5 protein-coding genes and 1 pseudogene are annotated in these 5,386 nt (G+C 59.2%); 3 read left to right on the top strand and 3 right to left on the bottom strand.

The window, feature by feature from the left end; translation table 11 throughout:
* On the bottom strand, positions 1-187 hold a 187-nt coding region (locus EOA85_RS38215; protein ID WP_206523372.1), incomplete at its 3' end, for a hypothetical protein.
* A gap of 99 nt (positions 188-286) precedes the next feature.
* Here EOA85_RS38215 and EOA85_RS26305 point away from each other — a divergent pair.
* Positions 287-1,978 carry a relaxase/mobilization nuclease domain-containing protein gene (locus EOA85_RS26305; RefSeq protein WP_164759883.1) on the top strand — a complete coding sequence of 564 codons (1,692 nt, stop codon included), beginning with the start codon at positions 287-289 and terminating at the stop codon, positions 1,976-1,978.
* A 248-nt stretch (positions 1,979-2,226) separates the two neighbouring features.
* Here the strand turns inward: EOA85_RS26305 and EOA85_RS26310 are convergent, their stop codons facing one another.
* Complete coding sequence (locus EOA85_RS26310) at positions 2,227-3,084, bottom strand: hypothetical protein (protein WP_127211718.1); 858 nt, start codon at positions 3,082-3,084, stop codon at positions 2,227-2,229.
* Positions 3,085-3,581: 497 nt separating this feature from the next.
* On the opposite strand from EOA85_RS26310, the gene EOA85_RS26315 reads away from it, so the two are divergent.
* Together EOA85_RS26315 and EOA85_RS26320 are read left to right on the top strand one after the other, a co-directional pair.
* Positions 3,582-4,397, top strand: coding sequence for a DUF4336 domain-containing protein (locus EOA85_RS26315; RefSeq protein WP_245486016.1), 816 nt, complete (start codon positions 3,582-3,584; stop codon positions 4,395-4,397).
* A 79-nt stretch (positions 4,398-4,476) separates the two neighbouring features.
* The gene (locus tag EOA85_RS26320; RefSeq protein WP_127211719.1) at positions 4,477-4,716 is read left to right on the top strand and encodes a hypothetical protein; all 240 of its coding nucleotides are present in this window, start codon (positions 4,477-4,479) and stop codon (positions 4,714-4,716) included.
* 422 nt (positions 4,717-5,138) lie between these two features.
* On the opposite strand, the pseudogene EOA85_RS26325 reads toward EOA85_RS26320, so the two are convergent.
* Positions 5,139-5,386: pseudogene (locus tag EOA85_RS26325) on the bottom strand (serine hydrolase); the annotation flags it as partial.

Here is a 5,386-nt window from a genome sequence, read left to right on the forward strand (position 1 = left end):
CTCGGCAACCATCACCGCCGCCCTGCGGCCGTTTACCGGGCAAAATGATCCGATTGCCGTGTTCACCAAAGTCGCAGCACTTGCGGTCGCCAATGACGAGGATGAAAAACGGCGACGGGGAGGGGGCGGCGGTGGCGGCCGCCCGGTTCCGACCGTTGTCGCAAAGACCACGCGCGGGCCTAGCCATGCGCAGGCGATCGCGGCGCGCGCGGGAATCGCGGCTGGCGCGCAGCCGGCAATGTTCAAGGTCATTTCGACGGCTGGGACGAAGGGTGCTGCCGGCGCCTTGCTCGAATATCTCGGCACCAGGCCCGATGAGGACGGCAAGAAGCACGATATCGAGGTTTTCACGAGTTCGGGGCTCAGTGTTGAGACCCCCGAGCAGCGGCGGGCGCTTCTGGAGGAGTGGCAGGAGGACTTTCGCGAGGCGTTCCAGAACACGAATTTCATCGAGGTCGACGTCGAACTCTCCGGCGATCCCGGGCAAGATGATCTGCACGACGCGTTGAATGCCGCGTTCGGCAGCAAGCCGTTCGTTTATGCTCGCGCCGGCAGCACTGTGAAGGTCTATGCCTACACGGAGATGAAAGCGGCCGCGCTGGCCGAAGCGTTGCAGAAGCTCGACCACGAAAACGGCAGGAGCGGTGTCCTGCAACGGGCCGATGATGGGATCACGACCCGGCTGAAGGACGCTGGCGTGGCTGGCAGGGCCGAGATCAAAGCGGCCGTTTCGACCGAACGAGGCGGCCAGTATTTTCTGCAAAAATTCATTCGCGCCAATGCCGGCGTGATCAAGTCCGATGGCGAAGAGCTGCCGGCCGGCCAGCGTGCGGACAAGGCCGCGCAAGCCCTCTACGCGTCGTGGAAGTCGGATTTCAAAACGGTGGAGCCACGCAACGTTTATCACGTCGTCTTTTCGGCCAGGGCCGGAACGGACGCGCGGGCGTTGCTGCGCGCGGCCGAGAACGTGCTTGCCGAAAAGATTCCCGATCACAAATGGGCAATCGCGCATCATGCGGAGACCGGGCACGTCCATGTGCACGCGATGATCCTTGCGCGCTCGGAAAGCGGCCGGCAGCTGCATTTCAGCAAAGCGGACCTGTACGACTGGCGTGCGACCTACGCCGAAAAAGCCCGCGAGGAGGGGATTGCGATGGTGGCGACCAGCCGCATGGACTTCGCCGCTTCGCGGCCGTTCAACATGCGCCAGGCCGGTGCTTACGAACGATCGAGGCGGGACACGCGGTACTCCGTATCGCCGACGATCGCTGAGCGCGTCGAAGCGAAGCGGCAGGCCGTTTTCGAGGCAAAGACGATAGCCGCGTATGGGGCAGGGATCTCACGTGGCTGGCAGCAGACCGCCACGATGACACGCGCGGCTATGCCCGGGTCGCAAGCGGACGCAGGCGTGGCCGCATTTTCGGCGGCCATCGCCAGGGTCGCAGCCGTTCAGTCGTCCGAACTTCGCACGACGACGCTGTCGTCAAGCAGGGAGGGGACATCGCTATCGCCGTCGGTCGAAAAAGTTGATACTCTAATTGACCTAACCCGCCGCATACAGGAGATCATGAGCATGGAATTGTCGCCGCTGGAACTGCGCCGGAAGATCGCGGACGTGAGCAAGGCCTTTGATCGGATCGACGGATCCTTGTCGAAGAAGGAGGACAAGCAGGAGCTCGCGGGCATACGCGAGGAAATGAATGGCCTCATGAACGAACGCCTGAATGATGTGCGAGTGCAGGCGGCTACTGGCGGTACCGGAACCGCTGACACGGTGAGAGACGAAGGCCGCCCTCTTCGCGAAAAAGATCAGCAGGCCAAGACACAGGACCGCGCGAACGAGCAGAACCCGCGGCAGCCCGACAAACAGGCCGCGCCTGGCACCGTGGCGGGAAAGAAGGCCGAGCGGCAAGCGGACCGTATGGAGCGGCAAAACCGCGACACGCAGCGCTCTTTGGACGATGACCGGGAGCGTTGAGTAGCGGGCTTCCAAACGACGGGAGTCGGACCCCTTGCGGACCATCCCTGATGGGAGGTCAAGGGAACGAAGTGACCCTATCCGGTCATTCCGGCGGCGAGAAGCCGACATTCAGCGAAACCAGCGGTCGTGACCATCCAGACATTGTCATACTTCGATTGGAACACTCGCTAGCGGACGTTGTCGCATGTAGCAGGCCAAGCCCCAAAGATCCGAGGAAGTAGGATAGGCTCCGACGCGCGCGTCGGTCACTTATCATGTTCTCTTGTGGCAGGAGCCGTGAGCTTCTGAATAGCCGCAGGCAAATCCACACACCCAGATTTTTGGAGTATCGCGCTTCGATAATCATTCGAAAGATGCGTCTTGATTCCGGCGGAAATGGCATGATGCAGGTAGGTAATGCCATCGAGGCCAGCTGCAAGTTCGCCGGCCGAAACGGCCTTGGCGCTTTGGATCGCGAGATCGGCCAAATGCTCTGCCGTCAAGGTCTCGATATTGGCCGCAATAGACGTGTAAAGCACTTTGTCTATCCCGTGGAATTGATTAATTTCCTTTACGAATACAGATTTATTCGTGGGATTGACTGGCTGTCTATAAATGCCCGTCGCATTGCGCGTTTCCCTTCGCCAGAGCATATCTCGCGCCTGGGAAATCGTAACCTCGTCAGCTAAAACGAATATCACCGCCTTGACGCGCTCGCCATTCTCGACGGGGACTAAGGTTGGAGCATTCTTTCGTGAGCTGCTCGACCGTGCAAACTCGACGGGGAATAGTGTTGCGACGTCCGCGGATAGGGTCCTGGCGGTAGCCGCGCTGATTTCCGCTCCTGGATCATTGATGAGTGATCCATATGCCAGGATACCAACCGAGCCCTTGATTTTGACGTCAGGTGACATCTGGACAACCCCAAGCGCGACACGCAGCGCAGTATGCGCCTTTCCGCAAGCGCTCCACAAGTCGGGGTCAATATCCAGGAGCGTGTCGAGATGTCCGGCCAACCCACGCGCTTCCTTTTCGACCATGTCCGAAAAAGAAAGCTCGGTAATCCATTCCCCCACGAAATTGCGCCAACCGTCTATGTCAGCGAACGCTGCTGCTGCAATCATGCCGATGCGAAGATAGTCGAGTCGACAAAATCTTTGCACGCCAGTTCTGAATGTGCTCGTCCCCGACTATATGTCCCAAGGTACGGTCCAGACCCGATAGTCGCTCTGAATCTATAGGCGACGATACACTTCCATGAGCGGATCCCAGATGCGCTTGTCGAAAAGATCCCCAGCTATACCTTTGGACCTCATCCAAGCCATGACGACGTGGAAAGGTCGCTGATGGAGCTTCACATCCTGCGCTAAAAGGGCGCTGTCTTTTTCGATGACGAACTTCTCATCAACCGGCTCCATAGTACACCCGCGCTTGGTTATAGAACGAGCGAAAGTCTGGAAAATGAGTCGCTCTGGTGGCTAGCCGGAATGTCCTATTTTCGGGGCAAACTCAATGCCCGCTAGTGGCGCGTCCCGCTGGTTCAAACACCTGAGCCGCAGAACGCCAGAAACGAGCGTCGAAAGACTGCTGGGGTGGGGAGCGGCCCTTCAGGCCAGACGCGTTGCATCGCCAACGCAACAATCAGATAATCTTCGCCTTGCGCCGAGCTGATGAAGTGGAGTGGGCTGTGAGTGCGTCCCTTTACGAGCCGGTGAACGTCTACAAACCTCAGGGACCCGATATTGGCGTCGTTGACGGTCCGTTCGAGTATCTGACGGTAGCAGGAATAAAACTTCCGCTGCCATTCACCACTCGGATGACGGTGGTGCGCCTATCGAATGGCGATCTGTTCCTTCATTCGCCCATTAAGTTTGCTTCGAAGGTGGCCGAAGAGTTACGGAACTTGGGCAGAATTCGCCACCCCGTGTCACCCAACCAGTTTCACTACGCTCATATCGGTGAGTGGTCGAAGGCTTTCCCTGAGGCAACAACATGGGCATCGCCCAGGGTCCGCCAAAGAGCACGCGCACGGCACGCGGATGTGACGTTCGCACGAGATTTGGAAGCCGATCCGCCTGAGGAGTGGCGGCGGGATATGGACCAGACACTGTTTCCCGGCGGCTACTTCAAAGAGTTCATATTCTTCCACCAAGCTTCAAAGACGCTGATCCTAACAGACACGATCATCGATCTCGAATTGGACATGATCGATGAGCCTTGGCGCACGGTGACCAAGCTGACTCGGATGGCTTACCCGCACGGGCGGACCTTCTTTGGCATGCGGCTGCCAATTCTCCTGCATCGGCGGAAGGCACAGGCAGTAATAAGCAAGCTCCAGTCGTGGCAACCGCGGCGGGTGATTCTCGGTCACGGCCGCTGCTTTGATGCGAATGAAGACGAGATTGTCCGTAGAATATTCGGAAAGTCGGCTTGGTGACGCAGTGGTTTGGGGAAGCCAAATGTCCATTTCGGGTCGGCTCGGGCTGTAGCGCGAACGGCAGGTTTGGAGAAGCGCAATGAAGGTCAGCAAATGGCGCTCTTTGCTCGTTGCGATGGACGGGACGAATCGCAGCTTTTCACCCTCTCGCGACCTTCGCTTGTCGCAGTTCTCCTGGTTCAAGCGACAGATAGCTTGGTTAGAATGCCGCCATTTATCGCGCGTGTTTACACCGGACCCAGGTGAGCGGATTGTCGAGCGTCCGTTGAACGATCCCCTTTCGGACAGGGGTGGTCGCTCACGGTTTATCGAGAAATGAGGCGATCCTCGCCCACGCCGCGATTGGTGTGTATGTCAAACGGCGCGCGGCCACGCTGTCGGCGGGGCCGCGCGCAAAAACGCGCCGATCAGTCGTCCACTTAACCCTTTTGCCTGCTTTTGGAACGTATTGCCGTCCTTGTTCAGCGGTGGCTTCAGGCAACACGCAAAAACGCGCGTCGCATTCGACCTGCGAAATCACATTTCCGATTACGCGCAGCTCTTCCTTCGCCGCAATACCGGCAACATCGCACTTCGACGTCCGGAATTGCAGAGTTCCCGCGCAAGGTCATTCACGCAGGAGAAGCCGCGCTCGACATCTCTATCAGCGCTAACGGTCCCGCAGAGCCCTACCGGCGAGCGGTCCAGTCCAGTCCTATGGCGCGCAGACTTGTCCCGCCTCGATCGCCCTGCTTCGGCTGGTCAGTCTGCACGCGCAATTGCGCGCTGACCTGCCCGCTGAGCATCGACGCTACCGATGTGCTCATCACGTGGCCGATGATCTGCAAGTACTGAGGCCAAAGCGCGCTGTAGCGCCTGGTCGCGTGCGCTGCTGAGCATCTTGGCGCTCATCCGGTTGGTAACGTAAGCGAAGGCGATGCCCGTCTCAGGGTCGGCGAATGCGAGTGAGCCGCCGGCGCCTGGCGCGCCGAATGCGCTCGGGCTGCCCA

Origin of the sequence: Mesorhizobium sp. M5C.F.Ca.IN.020.29.1.1 (genome assembly GCF_003997375.1) — a bacterium.
GTDB lineage: Bacteria > Pseudomonadota > Alphaproteobacteria > Rhizobiales > Rhizobiaceae > Mesorhizobium > Mesorhizobium wenxiniae.

Excerpts from the sequence above, each read along its gene's own strand:
- EOA85_RS26310 (WP_127211718.1), bottom strand. The coding sequence starts at position 3,084 with ATGATTGCAGCAGCAGCGTTCGCTGACATAGACGGTTGGCGCAATTTC.
- EOA85_RS26320 (WP_127211719.1), top strand. The coding sequence starts at position 4,477 with ATGAAGGTCAGCAAATGGCGCTCTTTGCTCGTTGCGATGGACGGGACG.